The organism is Psychrobacter sp. AOP30-A2-5 (genome assembly GCF_052378115.1).
Taxonomy (GTDB): Bacteria; Pseudomonadota; Gammaproteobacteria; order Pseudomonadales; family Moraxellaceae; genus Psychrobacter.
Genome location: NZ_JBQSXK010000058.1, coordinates 1 through 916 on the forward strand (window position 1 = coordinate 1; position 916 = coordinate 916).

Consider the following 916-nt stretch of genomic DNA (forward strand, 5'->3'; position numbering starts at 1 on the left):
TATAGTCAGTTCACAATAAAATAAATACAGCCCATATCCTGAAATAGCTTAGGCAGATTATTCTCCATCCACCCTTGGCGTAGAAACTTAGCTTGAGCCCATTTCTTTTCAATGGGGTTTAGATCAGGACTGTAGGGTGGCAGCCATAGAATACGATGACCGTGCCTGTTCAGTAGTTTTTGAATACGCTTGCTCTTATGAAAGCGGGCATTATCCATAACGATCACGCATTTAGTCTTGAGACTTGGAATTAGCGTGAACTTGCACCAGTCATAAAATATATGGCTGTTGATATTTTGTTCAAAGTAATCAAGCGCAAACAGCATCTTTTTATACAAAGCACCGATGACATTAGTGCGCTTTTTTGCTTGCCAGTTGAAGCTGTCGATACAGGGTTTGCCTATCGGTGAGTATCCGTAAGGTCTTATAGTTTCAGCCTCAAAGCCGCTTTCATCCATATACACAATGGGATAGCCTTGCTGTGTAAAGCTATCAAGCTTACTCTGATACGACGCTCTTTTTATCAGGCAGGCTTTTGGATGCTCTAAGGTCTTTTTTTTGACTGATACCTAGGCGTTTTAAAGCATTGTGCATGCCGGTCTTACTACAGTTGAATCGCCTAGCTCGCTCATATAAATAGTCATCTGGATGTTGTTCAACGTCTTTTAAGAGTGCTTCATTCGGTATTTTAGTCGGTGGTTTATTCCGGGTTTGTTTGATACTTGAATCTTTGAGCCAGCGCTGTAATGCGGTTTTGCTAATATTATAAAAAGTACAAGCCTGACGGATACTCATGTCTTTGTTTTTGACACTTTTAATCACTTGTGCTCGAAAATCTGCTGAATAGGTCATTTGTTATTCTGCCATTTCGCTTGTTTTAAAACGATTGTATCTTATTTAAAAAGAACTGACTATA

The 916-nt window shown here is 39.5% G+C and carries 2 protein-coding genes; both read right to left on the reverse strand.

Going from position 1 to position 916, the window contains the following annotated elements; genetic code table 11:
- Nucleotides 1–5 precede the first annotated feature (5 nt).
- On the reverse strand, nt 6–527 hold the full coding sequence (locus ACT3S4_RS14335) for an IS630 family transposase (RefSeq protein ID WP_406947496.1): 522 nt from the start codon (nt 525–527) through the stop codon (nt 6–8).
- Nucleotides 499–852 carry an IS630 transposase-related protein gene (locus ACT3S4_RS14340; RefSeq protein ID WP_045456530.1) on the reverse strand — a complete coding sequence of 118 codons (354 nt, stop codon included), beginning with the start codon at nt 850–852 and terminating at the stop codon, nt 499–501. Before ACT3S4_RS14340 ends, ACT3S4_RS14335 begins: the two co-directional genes overlap by 29 nt.
- Between the last annotated feature and the right edge of the window lie 64 nt (nt 853–916).